This is a genomic window from Aliamphritea ceti (assembly GCF_024347215.1).
GTDB lineage: Bacteria > Pseudomonadota > Gammaproteobacteria > Pseudomonadales > Balneatricaceae > Amphritea > Amphritea ceti.
On sequence record NZ_AP025282.1, the window covers coordinates 2,822,236 to 2,848,132 of the forward strand.

Sequence of the window (25,897 nt, forward strand, 5' to 3'; positions counted from 1 at the left end):
TCCTGTTTACACATTGATCATGACAACTCATCTTCCCGGGCCTTAGACAAAGCAGATGCAACTAAACCTGCAGGAATGGCGACTATGCCTAAACCTATCATTAGCACCAAAAACGTAAACAGCTTGCCACCGATGGTTACCGGATACATATCGCCATAGCCTACCGTTGTCAGCGTCGTTACCGACCACCAAAGGCTATGGAATACAGATTTAAATTGCTCAGGCTGTGCGGCGTTTTCAAAGTAATAGATGCCTACGGAAGCCAGGTAGAGAAGAATCAAAGATACGAAACCAAATAAAACTATCTCTTCCTTTGCTATTGCGATGGCCTTATTGAATCGATTAATCGCTTTGTTGTATCTGAGTAGTTTGAATATTCGAAACAATCTCAGTAAACGCAACAACCGTAGCGCTCGCAGATCAACCCCAGAAGCAAGATAAAAAGGCACGATTGCCAGCAGGTCAATTATTCCGTAAAAGCTGAAGACGAATCTTAGACACTTATCTGAGGCATACAGCCTGGCAACGTACTCTATGGTAAAGATGATTACTGACAGCGCTTCAAAGTAGTACAGGTACTCTCTTTGCTCCGCAGTTAGATTGGGTAGCGTTTCAAGTGAGAAAGCCAATAAAGTTAAAACGATCAACGCCTGGATACCGAGCGCACAGCGTCTACCGACGGGGTTTCCAACATCATCGACAATCAGTTTTATCTTATCTTTAAAGATCACCGCAGCTCTGCCTCAACAGCGTTACCTTTCAACTGATCATTGCAACTATCAGCATCCGTCGCATTGAACACTGGCCCATGGCTATTGGAACAAACAGCTACAACACTACAGTTAGATAATTGGCGTTTCCTTTTAGCCTCAGCTCTTTTATACGGCCGCTCAGAAGCAATGCGAAGATCACGTGCAAACTCTCTCTGTTTTAACCAGAGAACTTCAAAAATAAAGATCGGAGCTTCGATAAACAATTGAACACTAGTTGGTAAATCGCTCATCATTTTCAGAGGACCTGAAATTACTAGCGAAAGATAGAACAAGCAGCACAGCAAAAAACACAATCCAAAAACATAACAGCGAACAGAATGATGCAACACCTCAACAGGGTTTTGTGCGAGATATCTGACCTTCTTAATGTACTTAAACTTACGAAGCTGTAACTTCTCTACGCCTCGGCCACCAATCTTCTGTAACCTAGCTAATAACCCTGTACCTAAGGTAGATATCTGGCGAGCAAAGAGCGCAATCATCAAACCGATTGAGAGCTCTATTGAAAATATGTCTGTAAGAAACTCCATCCTAACCACCAAACCCTGTACTGCAAACAATTTAGAACTTCATGAAGGCAAGGATAATTGTATAGACGGATAAAGCCTGAACGAGCTTCAACACAGATTAATCCTTTAATAACTGATACATACATCTAGCAATGCTGCTTACAAGATTGTACACCTGAAGCACGAAAAACATAATTGATTTAAATGCTGGATATTAGGAAAGGTATTAGGAAAAGATAAAAACAGGCCGCACTGATACCAGTGGGAATCGGAATTTCAGACAACAAAAAACCCCGAAGGCCAGAGCCTGCGAGGTCTAAAGTTCACCATGTAATGGTGCCCGGAGCCGGACTTGAACCGGCACGCTGTTTCCAGCGGGAGATTTTAAGTCTCCTATGTCTACCAATTCCATCATCCGGGCAGGACATGGAGGCGCGAGTCGGAATCGAACCGGCGTTAACGGAGTTGCAGTCCGCTGCATGACCACTCTGCCATCGCGCCTAGGTAACTTTTACTTTGCAGATCTTTATAAATAAAGATTGGAGCGGAATATCGGGCTCGAACCGACGACCTGAACCTTGGCAAGGTTCCGCTCTACCAACTGAGCTAATTCCGCCTGCTTCGTAAGAAGTGGTGCGTATTATAGACAGATGGCTTTTTATGTCAACAACTTTTCAACTTCACCCTTACTTAGAAAAAGCTAAGCAGATTAATAACTTAGAATCTCAATAAACGGACAAAAAATAACCAGCGCAAGGCTGGTTATTCACTTTATATATGTCACTGAAAACAACTCAGATATCCTGCGTGAGATCCGCCCAGGAAGCTGCCAGATAGATATACATTGACCACAAAGTCAGCACTGCTGCCAGATACAGACAGACAATCCCCGCCCAGGAAACAGCTGAATATGGAATGCTGACCAGCAGCAACAGAATAGACAGCATCTGCAGTGAGGTTTTAACTTTGCCAATATATGACACCGAGATATTCGCCCGTTTACCCAGCTCAGCCATCCACTCACGTAATGCGGATATAACTATTTCGCGACCAATAATGATGATCGCCGGAATTGTAATCCATAAGTTACCGTAGGTTTCTACCAGCAAGGTTAATGCAACTGCCACCATTAACTTATCAGCAACCGGATCAAGAAAGGCACCAAACGGAGAGCTCTGGTCTAACTTACGCGCCAGATAACCATCCAGCCAGTCAGTAAACGCAGCTAAAGCAAAGACAAAGCCCGCCCCTACTGCACTCCAGCCATACGGAAGGTAATAGATCATCACAAACACAGGAATCAGAACAATGCGCAGTGAGGTAATAATATTGGGGATTTTCATCGATTATCCAATAACAACAAGGCGGAATGAGCAGCCTTTAAAAATCATGCCTTTCAGGCAGCGGTAACGTATCAATTAAGGATCCGGATGTAATGCAGCATAAATATCCTCTGCAATTTTGCGGCTAATACTAGAGACTTTTGCAATTTCTTCAATACTTGCTTTTTCTATCGACTGAATACCACCGAAATGCTTGAGTAATTCCCTGCGACGTTTCGGCCCAACCCCAGCTATACCTTCAAGTGGCGAGGTCCTGCGTGTCTTCGCACGGCGTGCGCGATGACCGGTAATGGCAAACCTGTGAGCCTCATCACGTATATGCTGAATAAGATGCAGTGCTGAAGAATCGCCACGTAATGTTATTTCACTGTTCGACTCAGCCATTACCAGAGTTTCCAGACCAGCACGCCGATCGCTGCCTTTCGCGACACCTACAATAAGCACGCCTTCTATCTGCAGCTCACTTAACACGTCCACTGCCTGTGACACCTGCCCTTTGCCACCATCTATGAGCAAAATATCCGGCAGCTTACCTTCACCTTTTCGCAAGCGGGTATAGCGCCGCGTTAACGCCTGATGCATTGCGGCATAATCATCACCACCGGTGATGTCGGTAATATTAAAATGCCGGTAATCGGTTTTAAGCGGACCGTTATGATCAAAGACCACGCATGATGCCACAGTTGCTTCACCTGAACTGTGACTGATATCAAAACATTCCAGCCGTTTAGGCACATCATCAAGCTGCATTGCGTCCTGAAGTGCCAAAAAACGGTTATAGATATTTTGTTTGCTGGCCAGATAGCTTTGTAAATGCTGCTCAGCATTGGTTTGAGCTAACCGCTGCCAACCTGCTTTTTCGGATCGGACCCGTTCAACCACTGCGACTTTTTTACCCCGTCGTGCGGCAAGCGCCTCTTCCAGACAGTCTTTATCTTCGAGTGGAAAACTGGTGATCACAGAATCGGGGATTTCACGCCCTGCCCCCAGGTACCACTGAGCTATAAAGGCAGATAACAGATCACTTTCAGTATCTTCAACAGAAACTTTTGGATGGTGTACTTTTGAACCAATAATCCGGCCACCGCGCACAAACAACATATGCAGGCACACGCCACCGGGCTTAATAGCGCAGCCAATTACATCGGCATCACCACTGGAGCCGGACACATACTGCTGTTCCTGCACTTTTTGCAGGCTGGAAATCTGATCACGGTAATGCGCGGCCTCTTCAAACTTCAGTGCCATGGAAGATTCTTCCATCAGCACCGCCAGCTCATCCATAATTTTGGTACTTTTGCCTTCAAGAAACATGCTCGCCCGACGGATATCGCCCTGGTAAGCCTCAGGGGAAATCAATTCAACACAAGGGGCTGTACAGCGTTTAATCTGATGCTGCAGACAAGGCCGGGAGCGATTTTTAAAAAAACTTTCTTCGCACTGCCTAATCTGAAAAACCTTTTGCAGAATTGTCAGGCTCTCACGTACCGCCCCACTGCTGGGGAATGGCCCGAAATACTTACCTTTAGCGCGCTTGGCACCACGATGAAAACGAACTGCAGGATAGATTTGCGTATCAGATACAAAAATATAAGGGTAAGACTTATCGTCACGCAGCAAAATATTATAGGGCGGACGGTTCTCTTTAATCAGGTTCTGCTCAAGCAGTAGTGCTTCAGTCTCACTGTTAGTCACGGTTATCTGGATATCCATGATGTGACTAACCAGTGCCTGAGTTTTTACATTCAGCCCGGTTGAGCGGAAATAACTGCTAACACGGTTTTTGAGATTTTTAGCTTTACCTACATATAACAGCTCTTCTTTACTGTTATACATTTGATAGACCCCGGGACGGCGTGTCAGCCGGGACAAAAAGGCTTTACTGTCAAAAGCCTGCGGTGCGGAATCACTATTTTCAGGAGCCTGAAAAACAGCGTCGTCGTGCGTTGGGGAATTGTTATCAACCATGCAGCAGTATTTTACTGTGCAACGAACAGGTAGCAAGCCATAAATAAAAAGGATTCAAGATGTTAAGACATCATTATCAAGAAAAGCGGCGCTACGGTGCAGTCAGAATAACACCGCGGCGATGCCAGATTAATTACAAAAAGTGCGGCTTAAACGTCGAGAATATTATTCAGCTTGTTCGCATCCATATGGGCACGGGTAGCTTCTTGGTGAACTTCTTCAAGTCGCTGCCGGGTATCATCAAGAATACCCGAATCACGGGACAGTGATACCTCCAGGAAAACCGCAATCTCTGCATAATAATACAGACGGGCATTAAAGCTCTGCGCCCTTTTTAATTTACTCAGAGCTGTTTGTGCGCCGTTTACCAGGATCATATTAATGTCATTAGTCGTCATCAACGGATGACGATCCTGCTCATCTACTACCTGAGTGCTCTGCTGTCGTCTGCTCTGGGTCATTGCATATACCTTATAAAGACTATTCGCGTTTCTCAAACTCGCACTGAAATAAGTTCTCAATTCCGCATGATAACTGCTACAGTTCCACTACTTTAGGGATTTTTCCCAGCAATGTGAATGCTTTGCGTATGAAGACTGAAGTAAGCATGGCAAATTTCCAGCACGGAATTGTCAGAGACCTCGCCTGGCTCGCTCAGAGCCCGGACATTATGACCCTACCTGACTCACTGCGCGCCGACTGGCTATTCGATATCGACGGCCTGTATAACCATCTAAAAGCTCTGGATAGTCATCCTGCCCCGGTTATCAGTCAGCTGCGTCAGCAAGCCTGCTACCGACTTGGATATTACTTCGAAGATCTCGTTAAAATATACCTTAATTGCTTTATTCAACCAGCTGAAATACAAACAAATATTCAGGTTTACAAAGATAAAACAACCGTCGGGGAATACGACTTCCTGATCCGCCTGGCTAACGGTGAAAAAGTCCATCTTGAGACGGCCGTAAAGTTCTATTTATGTACCGATACCCGCACACATAACCTAAATGATTTTGTTGGCCCCAACCGCTCCGATAAGCTATCCCGCAAATGGCAGCGGCTTAACGAGCATCAACTGCAGTTGTCGCATACATCTGCAGGCAGTCAGCAGGCTGAAAAACTAGACCTGCTACCTGACCGCCACAGCCTGCTGTTAAAAGGCTACCTCTTCTACCCTTACGCTGAATGGCAAGACGCCGGTAACTGGATTGAACCTATTAGCCCAACACATGCCAGAGGCTGGTGGTTACCGCTTGAAGAAGCCGCTGAACTGGCGCCAGACAATAACTACCGCTATGGCATACTGATGAAACCTCAATGGCTGGCACCTGCACGCATGTGCTTCCAGGACAGTCTGAGTCGGGATGAATTACTTACCACCATCGATGATTTAGCATCACCACTGTTAATTGCACAGCTAAATCAGCATCCGCAACACGGCTGGCAGGAAGTAAGCCGGGGCTTTATCGTCCCAAACGACTGGGGCCGGGTATCTCAGATATACGCATGATAAAAGGCAAAGAAAAACATAAGAAAAACCTTTAAAAACAATACCTTTAAATGGCTTGCTAAAGTTTATTAAAAAACATGTGATTTAGCACTGAGCTATAAAACAGCCCTATTACAATAGAAAATTCAGGAGTTACAGTAGAGCTGATAAGATTTACAAAGAATAAGATTTACAAAGAAGGGAAACAAGAAAAATGCAGATGCCGGTTAGCATCTGCAGTATCAAATAAGCAGGTACTTATTTGCGCTCGGCAGCGGCAGCATCTTTAGCAATGCTCTTTTTCAGCAGGCAAACGCCCACAACAACCATTACCAACATAGCACCAACAATAGCGATGCTCGGCGCGAAAGAGATTAAGTTGTACTTATCTACCATAGAACTGTCCTCATATCGGGCTTTAAACCCTTATTTATAATTGGCGCCGATTATAGAGAATCGTCGCCAATCATCAATAGACTCAGACTGATTTGCACAAAATTTAATCAGTTTTGAACTGACTATTACGCTGTATTGGTAGAAATTAATACTTAAGACTGACCATTACGGTTTAGACGCTTCACCAAACTGGACGTATCCCAACGATTACCACCCATCCCCTGCACATCAGCATAAAACTGATCAACCAGACCTGTCACCGGTAGCTGAGCGCCATTGCTTCTGGCTTCACTTAAGGCGATATCAAGGTCTTTACGCATCCAGTCAACAGCAAAACCAAAATCAAACTCGTCATTGATCATTGTCTGGTTACGGTTAATCATCTGCCATGACCCTGCGGCACCGTGCTGAATAACATCGAACACTGCAGCAGCATCTAAACCAGCCTGCTGCGCAAAATGAACACCTTCAGCCAGCCCCTGCACCAAACCGGCAATACAGATCTGATTTACCATTTTAGCCAGCTGACCACTGCCTGCAGGGCCTAGCAATTTGCTTGATTTAGCAAAGCAGTCAATAACTGATTCAGCAGTTGCAAACGTGCTGTCGTTGCCGCCAACCATCACACTCAGAACACCATTTTCAGCACCTGCCTGACCACCTGAAACAGGCGCATCCAGAAAACCAAAACCACGTTCGGTAGCAATAGCATCCAGCTCACGCGCAATATCAGCTGATGCAGTTGTATGATCAACCAGAATAGCGCCGGCTGCCAAGCCGGCAAATACGCCCTGCTCTCCAGTCACAACTTCACGCAGATCGGCATCATTACCTACGCAGGTAAATACAATCTCAGCGCCCTGAGCAGCAGCCTGGGGCGTCTCTGCACGGCTACCTTTATATGTTTCCAGCCATTTCTCAGCCCGGGCGGCTGTACGGTTATAAACACACACCTCATGTCCGGCATTCGCTAAATGCCCAGCCATTGGAAAACCCATCACTCCCAAACCAACAAATGCAACCTTCATGTGTTTTCGTCCTCTAACAAACACTAAATAAACTGCGCTTAGCCTATACCAAGCGTCGCCGATGCAAAACTCCAGATTTGCACCGCGCTATAAAAATTGAAGTTTTGTTTAGCCTTAGGCCGTAATCAGGCAAAATGTGACTCAGGCAGCGTTAACTATCACGGAAGTAAATTATGATCAGCATGCAGCAACTAAAATCATTTCCACGTGTAATGGCTTTATCAGTTATCTGTACATCTTTTCTTACTGCACCTGCAATTGCTAAAGATGACTTAACCAATCAAGAACAGACACAACAGCTGCAAAGCCTGGCTTTATCTGACATGGATAACTCTCCCCGCTCTATCAGTGAATATCGTGGCAAGCCTTTACTGATAAATTTCTGGGCATCATGGTGCCGGCCATGCGTTAAAGAAATGCCTGCATTACAGAGGCTTCAGGACGCATTTACCACAGACGAATTCCAGGTTATCGCCATCAATATCAGTGAAAACCAAACCAGCATTAATAATTTCCTCAGCCAGCAGGAAACCCAGCTAACTATGGATATCCTGATTGATGAAAATGGTACTGCACTAGGTTCTAAACTGATCGACGTTATGCCATCCAGCTTCGTTATGGACGCTGAAGGCAATGTTCTGGAAAAAATTGTCGGCATACGTGAATGGGATCATCCGGACAACATTGCAAATGTGCGATCAATGCTAACAACGGCTAAGTAGAACGCTGCTTATCATTCACCTGATGGTGCTTTTCTCACTGAGAGCAGCACTTCCATTAACACTCTACTAACCGCCTTCTCAACACTCTTCTCAGCGCTATTCCGGCCTGCTGGCTAACATCAACGGGTGTTTGTCAGCATGACTACACCAGCCATCCAGAAACTTTTATGTTGAATATAAAATAACTTAGTAACTCAATGGCGATAGGATTATTGTTACACAGCATTGCAAATGAGAATTCATTGCATTTATAATGTTACATTATAACATTATGGAGATTACTATGAAAAATAACATACACCCGGAATACGATTACGTAATTTTCCGTGATACCAGCTGCGGACGAGACTTCAAAATTCGTTCTACATGCAAAAGTAAACAATCGGTTGTTTGGGAAGACGGTAATACCTACCCCCTGATCCATTTAGATGTGTCCAGCGCCTCCCACCCGGTCTATACCGGCGAAAAACGCAAAGTGCAGGCTGAAGGCCGTATTGCCCAGTTCAATAAACGTTTCGGTAAACGTTCAGCGAAAAGCTGATCTAACGGAGGTTATATGCAGGTTGTAAATTCATTGAAGTCAGCGAAGAAACGCCATCCTGATTGCCAGGTCGTTAAACGTCGTGGTCGGCTATATGTAATTTGTAAAAGCAATCCACGCTTTAAAGCCCGACAAGGCAGAGTAAATTAACGCTTAGCGCAATTCAGAAATTCACTTTATCTTTCTAATAAAAAAGGAATCCTCGATTGAAGATTCCTTTTTTAGTCTTCGGAGAGCCCTACAAAAAAGCTCTATTCAGTTTTAATGCTTATGCCGTATGCAAGTCTTCTACGATATTCATGACCATTGCCGCAGAATGCTTTGCAGCAGTAACCAGGAACTCATCAAAAGACAGATTAGATTCTTTACCGGCGATGTCCGACAAAGCACGGATAACAATGAACGGCATATCAAACTGATGGCAAGTCTGCGCAATTGCTGCAGCTTCCATTTCAACCGCTTTCATTGTTGGGAAGTTTTCACGGGTTTTAGCTACACGCTCCGGACAGTTCATGAAAGAGTCACCCGTTGCAATCAGGCCCTGAACTGTTTGCATGCCTTCCATACGGGCAATACAACGCTCAGCAACATCTGCCAGGTGCACATCTGGCAGGAAAGCAGCCGGTAAACCTGGCACCTGACCATGCTCATAGCCAAAGATAGTGACATCAACGTCGTGGTGACGTACTTCAGATGAGATAACTACGTCACCTACTTCCAACTCAGCAGCAAATCCGCCAGCAGAACCCGTATTAATCACACAGGTAGGCTGGAACGTCTGCAGCATCAGAGTTGTGCCGATAGCCGCATTAACTTTACCAATACCTGATTTAAGCAGTACCACTTCAACACCGTGCATCTGACCTGTGTACAGGTCATAACCGGCAATATTATGATCTTCACGGTTTTGCAGTGCCTGCTTAAGGATTTCTACTTCTTCATCCATTGCACCGATAATGCCTACTTTTAGCGCGTTATTCTGTTGTTGCAGGCGGCTTGCAAAACTGGTTTGTGATGTCATCTTATAAACTTCCCAATTAAAATTACCACGTGAAATGCTTATTCCACATTATCACTCTAAAATATTGACGCTTTGGCCGCTATTACGTAACTGATCGGCCTGGTCGTGTATATAGCGCTGAAATTCTGGCTGCTGTTTGTAAGCGCCGGACGCAACATACTGCAAAGCGCTGTTAAAGTGAAATGCTCTTACATAAGCATCCACCCTAAACTGTTCTTTTCCGGCAGCATCATAGAAAAGCCAGGCTGGTAAATATGAAATACCCAGCTCTCTGGCCCAGTCACCTGCTGTTACTGTCCGATCACCCGGCAGTTTAATACGTGGATTATCACTTAGATTAATGTCCACACGCTGGTATTCTGCCAGTAAGTTCTGCGTATCAGCACGCTCAAGTACTTCTTTATTAAAATCAACACATGCAGCACAGTCACCGGCAATTAGCTGAACCGCAACTGGCAGATTAGCTGGCTGACTTAAATCCAGCAGTTGCTCTGAAACACCCTCAGGATCCGGCAAGACACTCTTACCGGCAATTAACCCCTGTACTAAATCAAGGAAAGCTTCCGGAGGCCTGTAGCCATCAACTCTAAGCTCGGGGGTGCCCGTTTCATCAAGAAAGATAAGGGTAGGGGTGTACTGAACTTTTAGCATCGCCGCCAACTGTTTTTCAGCTAACTCAGTACCATCCTGTAGCGTCACCACTCGAGAGCCCCAGATATCCAGTTCAATCAGCTCATAGTTTTGTGCCATCAGCGCATTTACATCTGGATGTGGAAACACCCGCGTGACCAGGTTGTAACAATAAGGACAGCCTTCCTGATGAAAATACAGTACCAGCTTATGGCCACGTTCATTTGCCTCTTCAACATCATCCGCAAGCTCGAGGAAGCTATCGAGATACCAGCTGAGCTGAGGAATTTCCTGCGTTTGGTCCACTGGCTGCATCTCTGCAGAAGCTTCTGTCGCCTGCGCAAACCCTGCCAGGCACCATATACACAACAGATAACCTAACTGGCGGAAACACATCCCTTGTCTAAACCATTTTTTACTCGCCATGCTCATGGCCGATCTCTCCTTCATCGCTGCCGAAATCAAAATATCCGACATTAACGTTAAAAACAGATAACTGATACATCTGCCAAAAAATGCTTTAGCAATCATCAGTTGTAATTAACTGCTGCCAACCCAGCTTCGCAAATAAGGACTGCTCCCACTGCCCCGGTGCAGCTGAAACGGTCATTAGGTTACCGGTATGCGGATGACGAAAACTCAAATCGGTTGCTAACAGTAATAACCGCTGCAAATCAAAATGCTCACGAAACAATGTATTGTGCCGGCCATCTCCATGCCGGGTATCGCCAACAATCGGATGAAATATATGTTTCATATGACGACGGATCTGATGCTTACGCCCGGTCCGTGGCTTAACTTCTACCAGCGAATAACGGCTGGTGGAAAACTTACCTGATGGAATCTCAAGCTCGACCTGACCTAATGTACGGTAAGCACTAATGGCCTCTTTTGCCTCCTGATCGGCATTTGCAAATTTATCGGCCAGCTTATCCAGCTCTTCTTTTAAAGGGTAATCAATGACACCTGCCGGTTCTGTGTAGCCACGGCATACACACAGATAGGTTTTTTCAGTTCCTCGCTCGGCAAACTGTTCACACATGGCCCTGGCTGTTACCGGATCTTTAGCAAACAACAGCACACCGGAGGTTGGCCGGTCTAACCGGTGAATAGTATAGGCTTTAAAATTACGCTGTTCCCGCAGCAAGGTAACGGCATTTTCTGCGCGTCGTTCTATCGGGCTAGGATGTACGAGCAAACCGGAAGGCTTATCTATCGCCAACAAATAGTCATCTTCATACAGCACATTTAACTCAGTCACAGGGATTACCGTTCTATAATTTAACAGGACCTTTTTAAGGCCAGATTCTGCACCGTATGATACGTATGCGCTGTATTCAGGTACAGACTGAACAAACAAGCCTATAATTAGTAAGGATTTATACTTTGCATTATTTCTTTTTTTTCATGTAGCTGGAGTTGAAATAACAGTAAAATCCTATATATATAAGGCATACACATTTAGATTTTACCGAGGGATACAATGCGTAATATCGATACTATGGCTGCACCGCGCTCGCAAGAGTCGATTCTGTCATCCAACAAAATGATCCGTAATACCTATATGTTACTGGCAATGACCTTAGTGTTCAGTGCTGTAACTGCTGGTATTTCCATGGCAATGAATCCTCCGTTCATTCTTTACATCGGCAGCATCATTGTTAGTTTCATCATGATCTTTGCTCTGAATAAGCTGCAGAACTCTGTTTGGGCACTGCCAATGGTTTTCGCTTTCACCGGTCTGATGGGCTTTGGTCTTGGACCATTGCTGAACCATTACCTGGCGATGGCAAACGGTGGTCAGATCATCATGACGGCTCTGGGCATGACTGGCGCTGTATTCATGGGTCTGTCTGCTTATGTACTGAGCAGCAAAAAAGATTTCAGTTTCATGGGCGGCTTCTTAGCAGCAGGCATGATGGTTGCGCTGATCTCAATGGTTGCACTTTTTGCCCTGCCATTCTTTGGTGTTCAAATTGGTGCACTGAGCCTGGCATTCTCCGCTCTGATCGTTATGTTGATGGCAGGCTTCATCTTGTATGACACCAGCAACATTGTGAACGGCGTTTATACTAACTACATCATGGCGACTGTCAGCTTGTACCTGAACATCTATAACTTGTTCGTACACCTGCTGAGCCTGGTTGGCGCTTTCAGCGACGACTGATCCCATCAGATAAAACAGCCTGGCCTATTTCTTCAACTGGCTAAGCCTTGTTAAACTAAAGCCCTGCATTTGCAGGGCTTTTTTTATTTGAGGCCAGCGCAGTGTGTTGCTTAAGCTTCACCACCCTATAATGGTATCACTGCGTAATGGTTTCCTGACACAGACGATATTATATGATCTTCTCTCTGCTCATTACCGGCGCGCCTTACAGCAGCCAGAGCGTTACAACGGCTTTTCAGTTTGCCAGTACGGCACTGCAACAGGGCCATGAAATACACCGGGTATTCTTCTACGCTGATGCCGTACATACAGGCTCTGTTTTAGCTACGCCGCCTCAGGACGAAATGCATATCCCGAATGAATGGCAAAAGCTCGCTCAGGATAATCAGCTAGACCTGGTGGTATGTATTGCCGCCGCAGTTCGCCGCGGAGTTCTTGATAATGGCGAAGCGAAGCGTCATGAAAAACCCGCAGGCAATCTGATGCAGGATTATCAGCTATCTGGCCTTGGTCAGTTAGTAGAAGCCGCGATGATTTCTGATCGCATGATCACCTTTGCACCTTAACACCGCTGCTTTTCATTTCAGGATAATTTATGAGCCAGATAAAAAAATCGTTCCTGCTGATTAACCGCCAGGCTCCGTATGGTTGCTCTGCAGCACGAGACGCTTTGGATGTCGCGTTAACTGCTTCTGTATTTGAGCAGGACATCAGCTTGTTATTTCTTGCTGACGGCGTGTTTCAACTGCTTAAGGATCATCAGCCACAGGGCATTAAACAGAAAAACCTGTCTGCAAATCTTGCCGCTCTGCCAATGTATGATATTGATCAGATTTTTGTTTCAGCAACCGCACTACAGCAACGCGGATTGAATAAAGACCAACTGAGCCTTCCTGCAGAAATACTGGACGATCAGCAAATAGCTGCACTAATCAGCCGCCATGATCAGGTAATGAGTTTTTAATATGAGTTTACATACCCTCAATAAAGCCCCGGGAAACAGCACAGCTCTTCAGGACTGTCTTAATTCACTTCAGGCTGGTGACGCACTGCTATTAATTGAAGACGGTGTATATGCAGCACTGAATGCTTATGACGAGTTATTTCAGCATGCAAAAAGTCTGGGTGTTGATTGCTACGTACTTGAAGCAGATACTGATGCCCGCGGTCTGAAAGCCCTAAATTCATTATTCACAACCGCCAGCTACAACACCTTTGTTGAGCTGAGTTGCCAGCATCAACCCGTTGTCAGCTGGGCATAACTGGTTGGATTTAGCACGGAATTTATATGTCACAGTTAATCATTGATGGCCAGACCATCGAACTGGATAAAGAAGGCTATCTGCGCAACCTGCATGACTGGAACAAATCCGTCGCCGAGCAGCTAGCCATTTCAGAGAACCTGACGCTCACTGAAGAACACTGGCAGGTTATCGAAATACTCCGGGATTTCTACCAAACCTATGAGCAATCCCCTGCTATGCGTCCACTAGTAAAAGCTGTTGGCTTAAAACTAGGTGCAGACAAAGGCAAGAGCATGTATTTGATGCAACTCTTTCCCGGCAGTCCGGCAAAGCTGGCCAGTAAGTTAGCCGGTTTACCCAAACCCACTAATTGCCTCTGACCTCATAACGCTATATTTCAGGAGCTAGTATGCATATCGCTTTTCTGGGAATCGGTCTCATGGGTCTTCCCATGGCCACCAACCTGTTAACCGCAGGCTTTAACCTTACCGTCTGGAACCGAACCGCCAGTAAAGCAGAAGCACTACAGGATCCAGGCGCTACTATCGCTGACTCCCCTGCTGATGCAGTAAAACAGGCAGACATCGTAATTACCATGTTGGAAAACGGGCCTATTGTTAACGATGTATTACTGCAACAGGCAGGTATCAGCAGCTTTAAAAGCGGTGCAACGATTATCGATATGAGCTCTGTTCCACCAGAGCTTGCTAAACAACATGCAGCTATATTCTCAGCAGCAGGCCTTCACTATCTGGATGCTCCGGTATCCGGCGGTACTGTAGGCGCTAGCCAGGCAACACTATCCATAATGGCTGGTGGTAATAAGCAGATTTTTGAAGCTGTCCAACCGGTTTTTAGTGCACTTGGTAAATCGACTTACATAGGCCCTGCCGGTTCAGGACAACTGGCAAAATGCGCCAACCAGGCCATTGTCGGCATTACTATCGGGGCTGTATCAGAAGCCCTGTTACTGGCAGCAGAAGGCGGTGCTGATCCTGCTGCAGTCCGTGAAGCGCTGTTGGGCGGGTTTGCTAATAGTCGGATTCTGGAGCTACACGGCCAGCGCATGATCGACAGGCAGTTCACGCCTGGTGCAACATCACGGGTACAGCTGAAAGACCTGCGAACTATTTTAGATACAGCCCGCGCAGAATCACTCACCCTGCCTCTGTCTCAGCGCGTATACGAACAATATCAGGAAATGGTCAGCAAGGGCTTTGAAGAAGTCGACCACAGTGGCTTATTGCTCCAGCTTGAAGCACTAAACCAACCTGCCCGCCTTAATGATCAGCCTACGACAGCCCCAGCGGTAACGCCCAAATACGACAGGAAACACAAAGATGCCTGATTTTGCCGTTAACCTCAGCATGCTGTTCACTGAACTACCGCTCAAACAACGTTTTAAAGCTGCTGCTAAGGCTGGCTTTAAAAAAATTGAAATCCAGTTTCCTTATGAACTCAGCATTGAGGAAATCAGGCACGAACTGGATGAGCATCAGCTTGAATTGATTTTGATTAACGCGCCAGCCGGAGACTGGGCTACAGGTGAACGCGGTATTGCCTGCCACCCAGACAGAATTAATGAGCAACAACAAGGAGTTGCTAAAGCGATTCGCTATGCAACAGCGCTAAACTGCCAAAAAATTAATTTACTTGCTGGCATTACTCCCCAAAATAGTGAAAAAGCCCAAGTAAAATCAACGTTTATCCGTAATCTATACAGTACGGCTGTAGCCTGTGATGCTGAGAACATTCAGCTGGTCAGTGAAGCGATAAATACTCAGGATATTCCTGGCTTTTTCCTTAACACCAGCGACCAGGCATGGCAGCTATTTGCGGAGGTTGGACATGCCAATCTGAAACTGCAGTTTGATATTTATCATATGCAGATTATGCAGGGGAATCTGATTCAAACCCTGCAGGAAAACATTGACCGGATTGGCCACATACAGTTTGCAGATGTACCTGGCCGTCATGAACCAGGTACAGGTGAGATTAATTTCACCAATGTTTTCAATGCAATTGACGCGACATCTTATGCTGGATCTGTCAGTCTTGAATATATACCACTGGGCAGTACTCTCACGGGTCTCAGTTGGTTAAATCAATCATAATAAGGTTGTAGGTGAACTATGAGTTTTGAAGAAGCCACAAAACACCTTCAGGAACTGGAGCAACTAAGTGACTCCGAGCTGGAAAAAAAGGGCAAAAACCAGGAAGAAATGAAGCAGTGGGCTACTTTTACAGTCGCCGATGAGCTCTATGGCATCGATGTAATGCAGGTTAAGGAAGTGTTGCGTTATACCGAAATAACACCTGTACCAGGCTCCCTGCCCGGCATTCTTGGCATTATCAACCTGCGGGGTAATGTGGTAACTGTTATCAGCACCCGTGACCTGTTTAATCTTCCGTCATCAGAAATCAATAACGACACCCGTGTCGTAGTTGCTGAATTTGATGAAGAAGAAGTTATCGGTATGCTGGTTGATGGTGTTGATGAAGTTATTAACCTGCCAATCAGCGAAGTTGACCGTGCGCCTAACCTCGGCCGCGACGAAACCGCCCGCCACTATGTTCAGGGTGTTTGCTACCGTGAAGAACAGCTCATTATTTTGCTGGATTTAGTAAAAATGCTGTCAGGCTATCGCAGCCTGAGCCCTGATTACGCATAAAGCATTTATACAATTAAGCCTCTGAGCGAAAGCCAGAGGCTTTTTTTTGCCTTTAAGGCTCTCCTCACACCCCTCTACTAATACTTAAGTAAAAGATGCAAAACAGCCCAACTGATATGCATCAATTAACCTACCGATATAGCAGTGACATCCCTGTACAAATACCTTAGCAATATCATCATTTTGGTGACTTCCGGCTTTGCATATTAGCTAGGCCGCAATTAAGATTCCGGCTTTTTTTCGTATGCTGATCCAGCAAACGAGTATATTCCGGCAATCTGTACCCGCCGATCTCTTACGAGGAGACCCTGAGGTTGACTAGCAACACCGAACGCCAATATTCAGCAACAACCCGGCTTATATCTACAACAGATCTTGATGGCCGCATTACCTATGCCAATCAGGACTTTATCGACGTTTCCGGATACAGCCTGAAGGAACTGGTCGGACAGCATCACAACCTTGTTCGGCATACAGATATGCCAAAAGCAGCGTTTGCCGATTTATGGCAACACCTGAAACAGGATCGCCCTTGGATGGGCCTGGTAAAGAACCGCTGTAAGAACGGTGATCATTATTGGGTTCGTGCTTATGTAACACCTCTGTACAATAATCATGGCGCAAAAATCGGCTATCAGTCTGTTCGTACCCGGCCAAGCGATGAAGAAAAACTACTCGCGACCAAGCTATATAAGCGTTTAAATAATGGTTCAAATACTTCTTTTTCACGCCAAAGCTTAGCATTACGTCTTAGCACAACAATGTTAGGGGGATTTGCAGCAGTTATTTCCCTGGGCTTTATGCCATTGGATACTGTCACTAAATTTTTGCTAATGGGCACTACTGCAGGTGCCTGTAGTTATGCTGCCTACCGTATGCTCAGCCCGCTGCAAAAGCTGCTGGATACCTCCCGTGAAGTCTATGATAACCCTGTCGCTCAGCAAGCCATCACCGGGCGTATGGATGAAACCGGCGCTATTGAACTTGCAATGCGAATGCAAAAAGCTCAGCAACGGACCATTACCGGACGTATTGAAGATGCCATTGGTACCCTTGACGGGGTCATACACACCACGCGCGATGCTCTGATTAAAACCAATGCTGGTCTTGAACAACAAAACAGCCAGACAGACATGCTTGCAGCTGCCGCTGAACAAATGTCCGCCAGTGCCGATGAGATTGCAAATAATACGCAGCAGACATCTGATGAAACCCAGCGGGTAGTCAGCCAGACACATACTGGCAAAACGGTCATCAGCAATATGCACCAGAGTATTGAACAACTTGTTGCTGACGTCAGCGCCGCCTCAGGTTCCTCAGAGCAGCTACGTAATCAGACTCAGGAAATTGGTGCCACGATCAGTATCATTGACGATATTGCCGATCAGACCAACCTACTCTCGCTCAACGCTGCCATTGAAGCAGCCCGGGCCGGCGAGCATGGTCGAGGCTTTGCTGTTGTTGCAGATGAAGTTCGTGCCCTGGCAAAACGCACCCAGGAATTTACCGGCGAGATCCACAAAACAATCGACGGCATTCAAAAACAGGTCGACATTACAGTCAGTACCATGCAGCAGAGCCAGCAAAAAGCACAAAGCAGTATCGATCAGGCAATACAGGCCAACAAAGCCTTTGAAGATGTCGCCGATTCAATTGAGACAATCTCTCAGGGTAGCTACCAGATTGCCAGCGCAGCAGGCCAGCAAAGCAGTGCTGCAACTGAAGTCAGTAATAGCATTATGTCTATTCGCATTGTATCTGAACAAAGCAGTGAGTCAGTCAGCCAGACAACTGATGCCAGCGAAGAACTTGGCACCCTGGTTGCCGACTTGTCTCAAATTGTCAGTCGCAGTAAATAGCCTGCCCAGCACAAAAAACGGACGCATTCGCGTCCGTTTTAATTTCTAAACTGTTTAACCAATGTGAACCGCGATACTGCGATTATGACTACCATGGCGATGCTCCCAGCAAAACACCCCCTGCCAGGTACCAAGCATTAGCAAACCACCCTGCACCGGCACTGATAAACTGGTTGCCGTCAACGCGGCTTTAATATGTGCAGGCATATCATCAGCGCCTTCAAAAACATGCGTATATAGAGAGTCATTTTCTGGCACAAGACGCCTGAGCCAGCGTTCAAGATCATACTGCGCACTGGGATCAGCATTTTCCTGAATACACAGACTGGCGCTGGTATGCTGAATCAGAATCGTACAAAGCCCATCCTTAACGCCGCTGCGCTTTACCACCGCTGACAGTACATCAGTAAACTCATACAACCCCTGACCATGGGTTTGCACCTGAAGCGTCGTAACCATTTAGCCTACCTTGTTAGCTACTTTCTTACCTAAACCTCTAGGAATTATCTGCAGCTTATCTGCCAGCAAAAAATAAGCAACTCATGCAGACACTTTTGATGGCGCTTTAAGCTTTTCCAGCCAAGCTATTGCAGCAACAGTCACCAGACAGCCAAACACCTGCAGTGGCAATAAGACTTCACCCAACCATAACCAGGCAAACAACAATGTCATGCCAGGACCAGCCAGCGCCACCCGGCTCGCACGCTCTGCACTCGCACGTCGAATGGCCTCATGCATTAACAGAAATGGCAACACCGTACATACAACAGCAATTAGAACACTCCATACAATACCTTCAACGCTGTAACTCAGCACTGGACTACCCTGCAAAACGTACAAACCAGTCATAAAAAGAAGGATGAGACTACCGCTGGCTGCTGAAAAAAACGCAGAAGACATCTTTTGCATGACCCGTTGGCTGTAAACCAGATATATACCGTAGGACATCGCCGCTAACAGTGCCCAGCCAATGCCTTCCAACTGATCAGATTTATGCATAACAGTCATCCCCCCCATGCCCTGCAACATAACCGCTACCAGGCCTGAATACGCCAGCATTAGAGCTATGATCTGAAATACTCCCGGCATTACACGGTTGAGCACTGCATTGATCAACACGACAAATATTGGAAAGGTAAATAAAATCAACCTGGATAATCCCGCATCAATCAATTCCAGTGCATGAAAATCAGCATATGTAGCAGAAAAAAATAACCCACTGGCAATCAGTAATTGCTTTACCTGACGCCTACTTAAAGCTGTAGCTTGCGGCGAATAATTAGCTCCTCTTCTGGTACGCTGATACCAGAACCATAACCAAAAGAGTGGTGCCGCGATCCCAAAGCGTAATAACAGCAATACATTCACGTCGGTCCCAGCGGCATACACAAACTTTGCAACGATACCTTTGAAGGATAACGCCGCAGTCGCCACTAATATCATCAGCAACGCCTGCTGTTCTGTACTTTTCAACAATCCGTTCATTGGTTTACCGCATTTCAGCTGAGAAAATTTATGCGGTTATTATTTGTCGTCAGACATCATAAATCGATATCATAACAAAGCTATCAGATATTACATTTATGCATATCAGGACATGTCGCATGGACTCAAAGCATTTACGCAGTTTTTTACACATCGCTGAACTCGGTAATCTGAGCCAGGCAGCCAGCCGCCTTAACCTCAGTCAGCCGGCACTTAGCCGCCAACTCAAAGCACTGGAAGATGCTGCCGGCACTCGCCTCTTGCATCGCACCGGCCGCGGCGTTCAGCTAACAGATGCTGGCGAGATACTCGCAACCCGGGCTCGACACATCATTGACGAGCTAGAGCAGCTTAGCAGCGAGCTGGTGGGCTTACAGGAAGAAGTGCGGGGTTCATTATGTATTGGTTTTCCGCCGGCTGCCGGCAGCCGCTTTGCAGGACCGGTTATTGAAGCATTTCATCGACAGTTTCCAAAGGTAAAGCTAAGAGTCGTGCAACTGTTATCCGGAGCACTGGAGCGGGCTTTACTGGAAGGTCGTATCGATATCGGTATTCTGTATTCAGGTGCTTTAAGCGCAAACCTGCACACCGAGTTACTGTGGGAAGAATCTATGCAGCTGATCACGCCAGCCACTGGTATGGCAATTAATCAGCAATATCCAGCCGTACTGAAGCCAGATATTACACTTAAAACAGCGCTCAGCCTGCCGCAGATACTACCGAACCGACCGCATGGATTGCGCGCTATGCTGGAGCGTGAAGCATTTCGTCATAACCTGAACCTGAATACGGTAATAGAGGCGGAATCAATGCAGATTCAAATCGAATTGGTAAGGCGTGGCCTGGGATACACCGTCATGCCAGAGGGTGTGAACTTACCGGAAGACATTCGCAGCCTGGCAATCAAGCAACCTGGTGTACAACAACCCGGCTTACAACGACAGTGCCTGCTGGCCTGGTCAAAAGATCAGGCCCTCAGCAACGCTGGCAAGGCCATGCAACACATACTGCAACAACATATCAGCTCACAGCCATAGAGATTACAGAATCAGCAAAGCTGACCAATATCTGATGATCAGTCAGCTGCCCGATTGAACAACCGGTAAAAGTTTTCTGTTGTAATACGTGCCACATCCTCGACCCGCAGGCCTTTGATGTCTGCAATACACTGTGCAACTTCTGCCACATAACCCGGCTCGTTTTGCTTGCCACGAAAAGGCACTGGTGCCAGATAAGGTGAATCCGTTTCAATCAACATTTTATCCAGCGGTGTCTGCTTAACAACTTCGCGTAACTCAGCAGCATTTTTAAATGTAACAATGCCAGAGAATGACAACAGATAGTTCATATCCAGAGCCTGACGACCCATATCCCAACTTTCAGTAAAGCAATGTAAAACGCCACCCACTTCGAAGTCTGCATGATGCTTGAGAATATCCAGCGTATCCTGGCGTGCATCACGGGTATGCACGATGACCGGCAGTTTAGTCAGCTTTGCAGCCTCGAGATGATTGATAAAACTCTGCTGCTGAATATCAACAGTATCCTGCTGATAAAAGTAATCCAGCCCGGTCTCGCCCAGTGCAACAATTTTTGGTAACGCTGCCTGTTCCAGCAATGCTTCCACAGTTACCGGGGCCTCAAAAGTATTCAGAGGGTGCACACCGACCGATGCGTATACCTGATCCAGATCGGCAATCAGATGATACATAGGTGCAAAGTTTTGCATATCAACACAAACGCACAACATTTTACTGACCTGACGCTCAGCAGCAGTCGTAAGAACACGGGAGAGCGTATCGCCAGAGGCGTAATCCAGCTTATCTAAATGGCAATGGGAATCTACAAACATCGGACCTGATCACAACACAGTAAAATTGCCGGCATTGTAAGGGAAAAGCCACTAAAAGTAAGCAGTGAATACTGCTTTAGGGAAACAGGCGCACAGCCTGAGCACTGTGCGAAAGCAGATTACATAGTATCAGTACGTCGACCGGAATTCAGCGCACCGGTAAGATAAGTTTCGATCTTTCGTACAAGAGTTGCATCTTCCTGGGAAAGTTGAATACCAATACCAGGAATCCGTCCACCCTGCGCTGCCCGCGGAGTAACCCAGACAACTTTTCCTGTTACAGGGATCTTGTCATCTTCTTCCATCAGGGACAGCAGCATAAAAACTTCTTCGCCCAGCTGATAGGTGCGCGGCGTTGGAATAAACAACCCACCATTCTGAATGAATGGCATAAAAGCCTTATACAAATCCTCTTTGGTGTTAATACCTAATGACAATATGCCATGGCTCATACGAGGAATTACTGACATCTGGCCGAAGCCTCCCTGAACTTAAGTCTTATCCGGTTGCAACCCAGACTGGTGCTAAAAATTCACACTCAGTCATCGTAATCACAGCTTACTGCATTGATTACTAATATTAAAGATCAACGCAGTCCCTGCCAGCCATGAAGTAATTTCTCCAGTAACAGCTGCTTATTAGGATTCAATCTGAACATAACAAGTTTTCGTGCTTCGTGAATCTCATCTGCGAATGCAAATAAACGCTGAGGATCAGCCCGACGGGAAACCGCCAGCAGCATATTCTGGACATCTTTATGACGTAGCAATTCAGTATCTTCCTGACCTGCAGCCAGACGGGCAATATCATTCACCAGACCATACAGCCAACCCAGAATCAGATCCAGATCTTCCTTATGAAGCGTCTGCGCAACGTCCAGTGCACTGCGACGGTTTTTAAGAATATCCGCCAGCCCTGCCAGTACCTTACTGCGTAAACCCAGATAGTCCTGCTGCTTATAAGCCAACGCCTGTAAAGGAGAGTTATGAGCAATACGTAATAACTGCTCAGCATCCTGGCTGTCCATGGTTAGCTGTGTTGCCAGCCACTGCGTCGCCATCTCCCCATCCGGCGCCACACAGTCAACTCGCTGACAACGACTTTTAATCGTTGGCATAACCTGACCAGAACGATGGGTAATCAATAATAAAACCGTATCTTTACCAGGCTCTTCAAGCATTTTAAGCAATGCATTGGCTGCATTAACGTTCATGCTCTCAGCAGGGTCAATAATAACTACCCGATAACCGCCCTGTTGCGCAGTTGAATAAATAAACTCTGTAAGCTCACGAACCTGATCGACCTTAATTGGCTTACCCGGCTCATCAGGCTGCAAATGATATAAGTCAGGATGACCACTACTCTGAGCCAGCTCACAACTGCGACAGTGCCCACAGGCAGCATCATCTTTAGGCGACTTACATAGCAGATAATTAGCCGTCGCCAGTGCGAAGCAAGCCTTGCCAATCCCTTTCGGACCATTAATCATTAAGGCATGAGGCAAGCGCCCCTGACGCTTAAGATCACACAAATACTGCCAGCGCTCTTTAAGCCAGGGTAATACCACCGGATGATCTTGCCAGAGCTCGTCACTCATCTCGAATTCCTGTGAAACATTCTGTTAAGCCGAAAGGTGCCGTTTAAGAAAGCCTGCCATTACCTTTGCAATCTGCTCTTGCACTTCGACCAGCGTGACCGATGCATCAATAACAGCAAACCGTTCAGGCTGGTTTTTGGCCCGCTGCAGATAAGCTGCACGCACCCGCTCGAAAAAACCAATCTGCTCCTGCTCAAAGCGATCTAACGCACCACGCTTTGCAGCGCGCGCCAGGCCGATTTCAACAGGCACATCCAGCAACAGGGTCAGGTCCGGCTGTAAACCTTTCTGCACCCTTTGTTCTAAATCCAGAATCAGGGACTGATCAAGGCCGCGACCACCACCCTGATACGCAAAGGTGGCATCTGTAAAGCGATCACATAGCACCCATTGACCCGCCTGCAATGCGGGCTTAATGACTGCCTGCAAATGCTGGGCACGGGCAGCAAACACCATGAGCAACTCAGCATCATCGGCAACCGTTTCTTCCCGTGGTGCCAGGAGCATTTCACGAAGCTCTTCAGCCAAAGGTGTACCACCAGGCTCCCGGGTCAGCGCATAACTAACACCAGCATCAGCCAGTAACGACTCGATAAACGCCAGATTGGTCGATTTGCCAACACCTTCAGTTCCTTCCAGTGTAATGAAACAACCCTGAGGATTACTCATATATATCCTTACTTATTCCGGCGATGAACGGTATGCAGCTTTACGTTTAAGCTGATATTCGCGAACGGCTTTATTATGCTGCTTTAACGTTGCTGAAAACTGATGACTACCATCCCCTTTAGCAACAAAGTAAAGCCACTTCTCACCTTCAGGATTAAGCGCAGCCCGGATAGCTTCACGACCAACCATTGCAATAGGCGTTGGTGGTAAACCAGGGATGGTATACGTATTGTATGCCGTTGGCTTACGCAAATCTTTACGGCGTATGTTGCCTTTGTACTTATCACCCATGCCATAAATAACCGTTGGATCTGTTTGCAGACGCATACCTATCTGCATACGACGCACAAATACACCAGCAATCACTGGACGCTCTGCGCTTAAACCAGTTTCCTTTTCAACAATAGATGCCATGATCAGCGCCTGATATGGCGCTTTATATGGCAATGCTTTTTTCTCAAACGTTTCAGCCCGGGCCTGCCATTCTTCAGCCAGCACTTTTTGCTGCAGTTTATGCGCCCTGCGCAATAAATCCAGATCACTCATACCGCGCTGAAACTGATATGTATTGGCAAGAAAACGCCCTTCAGGATGCTCTCCTTCCATCCCAAGAGCTGTCATTAACTGCTCATCGGTCATGGTATCTGTTTCGTGTATCAATACATCACTTTCAGATAAGCGCATCCGCAGCTGCTTAAACGTAGAGCCTTCAATGAGGCTGAAACGATATGAAATACTTTTGCCTTCAATCAGTTGCGTAACCAACTGACGCGGAGTCACACCTGGCTCCAGCAGGAACTCTCCCGCCTTTAACCGGTGACCTACCTTTTGCATACGGACATAAAATGCCATCCAGTCAGGTTTTGACAACAGGCCTCGCTCCGCCAGTTCGCGCCCTACTTTAGGAAAGCTGCTGCCCGACTTAACTAACACCACCTCGGACTGCTCAAGCTGTAAAGGTGAATCCAGATAATCATTCAGCGAACGCCAGCCAAAATATGCAACCAGCGCTACAACCGTCAGGGTTAATAAAAAGGAAATGGCAATTTTACGTAACATATGTCTCTCGTTTTTATTATTACTGCTCAGTGATTCAACCACTGATTCAGCTGCTGGCTCAGGGGACCAATTTGCCAACGCTGCTGTAAAGCTGGTGATACACAATCGATGACCGGCCAGACACCAATCACACTATTAGTCAGAAATACTTCTTCTGCATGCTGCAAATCTGTCGAAAGATAACGGCCAATATTGACTTTAATGCCTAACTCTCTGGCGCGTTGCATCAGTCGTTGGCGAATAATACCGTCTATTCCGCAGTTTTCCAGAGTCGGTGTAAATAACTCGCCACCCAGACACCAAAACAGGTTACTCATGGTGCCCTCCACCAGATAGCCTTCAGTATCACACACCAAACCTTCTGAAATATCTGCTTGCTGCCATTCACTGCGGGCAAATACCTGCTCAAGGCGATTAAGGTGCTTAATACCTGCTAACTGTGGATTTAGCCCCAGTCGGGTTTCACAAAGTATTACCTTTATACCCCTGTTCTGAGGATCTGCAGGCCAGACTGGAAAAGGATTCAACTGCAAGACCCGATTAGGCTCTAAAGGCTCGGTCACCGCATAACCTCGACCGCCGGCACCCCGGGTAAGAATAATCTTTAACACCGCACGGGATGGCAATTCATCAACAGCTGAAATAAGTCGATTTAAATCATTAGATATACTATCTAAGATATTATTATCGAAGGGGATTTTTAGTCGTTTCGCGCCCAAAGCAAGGCGCTGCATATGCAGCTGCCAGTCTTGAGGCAGACCATCAATCAACGTCAGGGTTTCAAACAATCCCTGGCCATATGCCAGACCACGGTCCTGCACACTGAGCACACTGGTCAACTGACCGTTAACGGAACAACTAAGCATGGGAATT

At 46.5% G+C, this 25,897-nt stretch carries 32 protein-coding genes and 3 tRNA genes; 14 read left to right on the plus strand and 21 right to left on the minus strand.

The genetic code is table 11. The features are described from left to right. Positions 1–17: 17 nt before the first annotated feature. The 8 genes from OCU49_RS12930 to OCU49_RS12965 all read right to left on the minus strand — a co-directional run bounded on the left by OCU49_RS12930 (position 18) and on the right by OCU49_RS12965 (position 5,054). On the minus strand, positions 18–731 hold the full coding sequence (locus tag OCU49_RS12930; RefSeq protein ID WP_261840990.1) for an ion transporter: 714 nt from the start codon (positions 729–731) through the stop codon (positions 18–20). Next, a complete protein-coding gene (locus tag OCU49_RS12935) occupies positions 728–1,303 on the minus strand; it encodes a hypothetical protein (RefSeq protein WP_261840991.1) in 576 nt (191 codons plus the stop codon). The genes OCU49_RS12930 and OCU49_RS12935 overlap by 4 nt, the downstream gene beginning before the upstream one ends. Before the next feature lie 313 nt (positions 1,304–1,616). Next, positions 1,617–1,703, minus strand: a tRNA-Leu gene (locus OCU49_RS12940). Positions 1,704–1,709: 6 nt separating this feature from the next. After that, a tRNA-Cys gene (locus OCU49_RS12945) sits at positions 1,710–1,783 on the minus strand. Between the two features lie 39 nt (positions 1,784–1,822). Then, positions 1,823–1,898 (minus strand) — tRNA-Gly (locus OCU49_RS12950). 178 nt (positions 1,899–2,076) lie between these two features. Continuing rightward, on the minus strand, positions 2,077–2,625 hold the full coding sequence (gene pgsA, locus OCU49_RS12955; RefSeq protein WP_261840992.1) for a CDP-diacylglycerol--glycerol-3-phosphate 3-phosphatidyltransferase: 549 nt from the start codon (positions 2,623–2,625) through the stop codon (positions 2,077–2,079). A 75-nt stretch (positions 2,626–2,700) separates the two neighbouring features. Next, the gene (gene uvrC, locus OCU49_RS12960; protein WP_261840993.1) at positions 2,701–4,593 is read right to left on the minus strand and encodes an excinuclease ABC subunit UvrC; all 1,893 of its coding nucleotides are present in this window, start codon (positions 4,591–4,593) and stop codon (positions 2,701–2,703) included. A gap of 149 nt (positions 4,594–4,742) precedes the next feature. After that, complete coding sequence (locus OCU49_RS12965; protein WP_261840994.1) at positions 4,743–5,054, minus strand: excinuclease ABC subunit C; 312 nt, start codon at positions 5,052–5,054, stop codon at positions 4,743–4,745. Positions 5,055–5,182: 128 nt separating this feature from the next. On the opposite strand from OCU49_RS12965, the gene OCU49_RS12970 reads away from it, so the two are divergent. Beyond that, positions 5,183–6,103, plus strand: coding sequence for a DUF1853 family protein (locus OCU49_RS12970; RefSeq protein WP_261840995.1), 921 nt, complete (start codon positions 5,183–5,185; stop codon positions 6,101–6,103). Between the two features lie 237 nt (positions 6,104–6,340). On the opposite strand, the gene OCU49_RS12975 is transcribed toward OCU49_RS12970, so the two are convergent. Together OCU49_RS12975 and OCU49_RS12980 are read right to left on the minus strand one after the other, a co-directional pair. Further along, positions 6,341–6,478, minus strand: coding sequence for a hypothetical protein (locus tag OCU49_RS12975; protein ID WP_261840996.1), 138 nt, complete (start codon positions 6,476–6,478; stop codon positions 6,341–6,343). Between the two features lie 152 nt (positions 6,479–6,630). After that, positions 6,631–7,506 (minus strand): NAD(P)-dependent oxidoreductase, encoded by an 876-nt coding sequence (locus OCU49_RS12980; protein WP_261840997.1) that lies wholly within the window; start codon positions 7,504–7,506, stop codon positions 6,631–6,633. A 173-nt stretch (positions 7,507–7,679) separates the two neighbouring features. Here OCU49_RS12980 and OCU49_RS12985 point away from each other — a divergent pair, with 173 nt between their 5' ends. From OCU49_RS12985 to ykgO, 3 genes are all read left to right on the plus strand, one after another. After that, the gene (locus OCU49_RS12985; protein WP_261840998.1) at positions 7,680–8,228 is read left to right on the plus strand and encodes a TlpA disulfide reductase family protein; all 549 of its coding nucleotides are present in this window, start codon (positions 7,680–7,682) and stop codon (positions 8,226–8,228) included. 283 nt (positions 8,229–8,511) lie between these two features. Beyond that, positions 8,512–8,769, plus strand: coding sequence for a type B 50S ribosomal protein L31 (locus tag OCU49_RS12990; protein ID WP_261840999.1), 258 nt, complete (start codon positions 8,512–8,514; stop codon positions 8,767–8,769). A gap of 15 nt (positions 8,770–8,784) precedes the next feature. After that, entirely contained in the window at positions 8,785–8,919 is a 135-nt protein-coding gene (ykgO, locus tag OCU49_RS12995; RefSeq protein ID WP_261841000.1) for a type B 50S ribosomal protein L36, read from the plus strand. 118 nt (positions 8,920–9,037) lie between these two features. On the opposite strand, the gene mtnN is transcribed toward ykgO, so the two are convergent. From mtnN to OCU49_RS13010, 3 genes are all read right to left on the minus strand, one after another. Further along, entirely contained in the window at positions 9,038–9,790 is a 753-nt protein-coding gene (mtnN, locus tag OCU49_RS13000) for a 5'-methylthioadenosine/S-adenosylhomocysteine nucleosidase (protein WP_261841001.1), read from the minus strand. Between the two features lie 51 nt (positions 9,791–9,841). Further along, positions 9,842–10,852: a thioredoxin fold domain-containing protein gene (locus OCU49_RS13005; RefSeq protein WP_261841002.1), complete on the minus strand. Its 1,011-nt coding sequence runs from the start codon at positions 10,850–10,852 to the stop codon at positions 9,842–9,844. Between the two features lie 88 nt (positions 10,853–10,940). Then, entirely contained in the window at positions 10,941–11,681 is a 741-nt protein-coding gene (locus tag OCU49_RS13010) for a pseudouridine synthase (RefSeq protein WP_261841003.1), read from the minus strand. A 222-nt stretch (positions 11,682–11,903) separates the two neighbouring features. On the opposite strand from OCU49_RS13010, the gene OCU49_RS13015 reads away from it, so the two are divergent. From OCU49_RS13015 to OCU49_RS13055, 9 genes are all read left to right on the plus strand, one after another. Further along, complete coding sequence (locus OCU49_RS13015) at positions 11,904–12,587, plus strand: Bax inhibitor-1/YccA family protein (protein ID WP_261841004.1); 684 nt, start codon at positions 11,904–11,906, stop codon at positions 12,585–12,587. Between the two features lie 173 nt (positions 12,588–12,760). Next, a complete protein-coding gene (gene tusD, locus OCU49_RS13020; RefSeq protein ID WP_261841005.1) occupies positions 12,761–13,153 on the plus strand; it encodes a sulfurtransferase complex subunit TusD in 393 nt (130 codons plus the stop codon). A 29-nt stretch (positions 13,154–13,182) separates the two neighbouring features. Next, positions 13,183–13,551 carry a sulfurtransferase complex subunit TusC gene (gene tusC, locus OCU49_RS13025; RefSeq protein ID WP_261841006.1) on the plus strand — a complete coding sequence of 123 codons (369 nt, stop codon included), beginning with the start codon at positions 13,183–13,185 and terminating at the stop codon, positions 13,549–13,551. 1 nt (position 13,552) lies between these two features. Further along, positions 13,553–13,849 carry a sulfurtransferase complex subunit TusB gene (gene tusB, locus OCU49_RS13030; protein WP_261841007.1) on the plus strand — a complete coding sequence of 99 codons (297 nt, stop codon included), beginning with the start codon at positions 13,553–13,555 and terminating at the stop codon, positions 13,847–13,849. Positions 13,850–13,875: 26 nt separating this feature from the next. After that, the gene (locus OCU49_RS13035) at positions 13,876–14,211 is read left to right on the plus strand and encodes a TusE/DsrC/DsvC family sulfur relay protein (protein ID WP_261841008.1); all 336 of its coding nucleotides are present in this window, start codon (positions 13,876–13,878) and stop codon (positions 14,209–14,211) included. 29 nt (positions 14,212–14,240) lie between these two features. Continuing rightward, entirely contained in the window at positions 14,241–15,179 is a 939-nt protein-coding gene (locus tag OCU49_RS13040; protein ID WP_261841009.1) for an NAD(P)-dependent oxidoreductase, read from the plus strand. Further along, positions 15,172–15,945, plus strand: a complete 774-nt coding sequence (locus tag OCU49_RS13045; RefSeq protein WP_261841010.1) for a hydroxypyruvate isomerase family protein — start codon at positions 15,172–15,174, stop codon at positions 15,943–15,945. Before OCU49_RS13040 ends, OCU49_RS13045 begins: the two co-directional genes overlap by 8 nt. An 18-nt stretch (positions 15,946–15,963) precedes the next feature. Continuing rightward, positions 15,964–16,503, plus strand: coding sequence for a chemotaxis protein CheW (locus OCU49_RS13050; RefSeq protein WP_446680413.1), 540 nt, complete (start codon positions 15,964–15,966; stop codon positions 16,501–16,503). A 314-nt stretch (positions 16,504–16,817) separates the two neighbouring features. Next, positions 16,818–18,362, plus strand: coding sequence for a methyl-accepting chemotaxis protein (locus OCU49_RS13055; protein ID WP_261841011.1), 1,545 nt, complete (start codon positions 16,818–16,820; stop codon positions 18,360–18,362). Between the two features lie 54 nt (positions 18,363–18,416). Here the strand turns inward: OCU49_RS13055 and OCU49_RS13060 are convergent, their stop codons facing one another. Together OCU49_RS13060 and OCU49_RS13065 are read right to left on the minus strand one after the other, a co-directional pair. Further along, the gene (locus OCU49_RS13060) at positions 18,417–18,821 is read right to left on the minus strand and encodes a secondary thiamine-phosphate synthase enzyme YjbQ (protein ID WP_261841012.1); all 405 of its coding nucleotides are present in this window, start codon (positions 18,819–18,821) and stop codon (positions 18,417–18,419) included. Between the two features lie 81 nt (positions 18,822–18,902). Next, positions 18,903–19,847: a DMT family transporter gene (locus OCU49_RS13065; protein WP_261841013.1), complete on the minus strand. Its 945-nt coding sequence runs from the start codon at positions 19,845–19,847 to the stop codon at positions 18,903–18,905. Positions 19,848–19,966: 119 nt separating this feature from the next. Between OCU49_RS13065 and OCU49_RS13070 the strand changes: the two genes are divergently transcribed. Further along, entirely contained in the window at positions 19,967–20,884 is a 918-nt protein-coding gene (locus OCU49_RS13070) for a LysR family transcriptional regulator (protein WP_261841014.1), read from the plus strand. 38 nt (positions 20,885–20,922) lie between these two features. Here OCU49_RS13070 and OCU49_RS13075 read toward each other — a convergent pair whose 3' ends face one another. The 6 genes from OCU49_RS13075 to pabC all read right to left on the minus strand — a co-directional run bounded on the left by OCU49_RS13075 (position 20,923) and on the right by pabC (position 25,890). Continuing rightward, a complete protein-coding gene (locus OCU49_RS13075) occupies positions 20,923–21,699 on the minus strand; it encodes a TatD family hydrolase (protein ID WP_261841015.1) in 777 nt (258 codons plus the stop codon). Between the two features lie 119 nt (positions 21,700–21,818). Then, on the minus strand, positions 21,819–22,169 hold the full coding sequence (locus OCU49_RS13080; RefSeq protein WP_261841016.1) for a PilZ domain-containing protein: 351 nt from the start codon (positions 22,167–22,169) through the stop codon (positions 21,819–21,821). Positions 22,170–22,285: 116 nt separating this feature from the next. Further along, positions 22,286–23,296: a DNA polymerase III subunit delta' gene (locus tag OCU49_RS13085; RefSeq protein WP_261841017.1), complete on the minus strand. Its 1,011-nt coding sequence runs from the start codon at positions 23,294–23,296 to the stop codon at positions 22,286–22,288. 24 nt (positions 23,297–23,320) lie between these two features. Continuing rightward, positions 23,321–23,965: a dTMP kinase gene (tmk, locus tag OCU49_RS13090; RefSeq protein WP_261841018.1), complete on the minus strand. Its 645-nt coding sequence runs from the start codon at positions 23,963–23,965 to the stop codon at positions 23,321–23,323. 12 nt (positions 23,966–23,977) lie between these two features. Then, complete coding sequence (gene mltG, locus OCU49_RS13095) at positions 23,978–25,024, minus strand: endolytic transglycosylase MltG (RefSeq protein ID WP_261841019.1); 1,047 nt, start codon at positions 25,022–25,024, stop codon at positions 23,978–23,980. A 26-nt stretch (positions 25,025–25,050) separates the two neighbouring features. Further along, the gene (pabC, locus tag OCU49_RS13100) at positions 25,051–25,890 is read right to left on the minus strand and encodes an aminodeoxychorismate lyase (RefSeq protein ID WP_261841020.1); all 840 of its coding nucleotides are present in this window, start codon (positions 25,888–25,890) and stop codon (positions 25,051–25,053) included. Between the last annotated feature and the right edge of the window lie 7 nt (positions 25,891–25,897).